2 protein-coding genes are annotated in these 1,261 nt (G+C 53.3%); both read left to right on the top strand.

Annotated features, from left to right (window positions below; genetic code table 11):
- On the top strand, positions 1 to 498 hold a 498-nt coding region (locus KGL31_00325; GenBank protein MDE2320359.1), incomplete at its 5' end, for a hypothetical protein.
- A gap of 170 nt (positions 499 to 668) precedes the next feature.
- Positions 669 to 1,261: class I SAM-dependent methyltransferase (locus KGL31_00320; protein ID MDE2320358.1), on the top strand; the 593-nt coding region annotated here is incomplete at its 3' end.

The following is a 1,261-nucleotide window of genomic DNA, read 5'->3' as shown; positions in this document are numbered from 1 at the left end:
CAGACGGCCCATGGCGCCGGGTTTGTCAATCGCTGGACTGCCAAATACTCCGACCGTGACGCCCGCGAGCAGATCGAATGCGATTACGTCATCGGATGCTGCTGGTTGCTGGATAAGCGACTCTTCCAAAAACTGGGCGGGTTTTCCCCAGATTTCTTTGTCAACCATTGGGAGGTGGACTATTGTCTTCAAGCCAAGGCCAGGGGGTGGCGCATCCTGTACGAGCCGCGCGCGGTCGCAAAACACAAGATCCAATTCCCGACCACCTGCAGCCCCGAGCGCCTGTACTATATGTTCCGCAACAAGCTGCTCATGATCAGAGCGAATCGGTACTTCGCTTACCGGCCTGTGGTCATGGCGTTGTGCACTTTACTGTCGCTCGGGCGAATCGTATGGGTTGCCATCCAGGAACGGAACGCGCGCAACTTCGCTACTGCCTGTCGCGGGGTGTTTGACGGATTACGGGGCATTACTGGAATGCTTGGCTCGGGGATGTAGATGGCCATTCCGAGGGTCATCAGGGAGTGCTTCGCACGGGAAGCTGTATTGTATTCGTTGTATGCTAGGCGCGAAATGCTGACTGACGAATTCGGAACGGAAGAAAGTCTGTTGCCAGCGTGCTGAAAACTGTCGCTGCCGGATGACTGACAAGAAAGAGTCACCCATAAATGAATCCGATCCAGAAGCTCGGAAAGCAATGGTTTTATCGCTTTTATCCTTCGGCGTTCGTGAGCGCATACATTCGAGCGCTCTATCTCAAGAAGTATGTGCGGACCATCGCCTTTTCAAAGGTTCTGGATGCCGGTTGTGGGCCTGGACTCTTTACCTTATTTCTTGCAGAAAGGTTTCCACAAGCACGTTTTACAGGGTATGATCTTTCGGAGGAGCACGTACGGGAATCTCAGGAGGAGGCCGGCCGAAAGGGTTTGAAAAACGTCTCGTTTTGCGTTGAGGATCTCGTGAGCCTGAATGAGCGCGAGAAGTATGATTTTGTCTTTTCAATCGACTGTCTTGAGCATATCCCGGGCAATCAGCAGGTGATCACCAATCTGGTCAACGCGCTGGAGCCAGGGGGCGTCTTGTATCTGGCTATGCCGTGTGAAAAGATCCATCGATATCTGTTCCCATCGCGCTATTTCGAAACGTATACGTGCTGGGCTTCTAAAGAGCACATTGGCGATCAGTACACGCGTGAAGAACTCGTCGCCTTGCTTCGATCGCTGGGAGTGGAAATTCTGCACGCGCGCTATGCCTTCGGGTT

This window comes from Candidatus Methylomirabilota bacterium (assembly GCA_028870115.1).
Taxonomy (GTDB): domain Bacteria; phylum Methylomirabilota; class Methylomirabilia; order Methylomirabilales; family Methylomirabilaceae; genus Methylomirabilis.
Note: the sequence above shows the minus strand (reverse complement) of the source record. Positions and strands in the feature narration are given on the sequence as shown.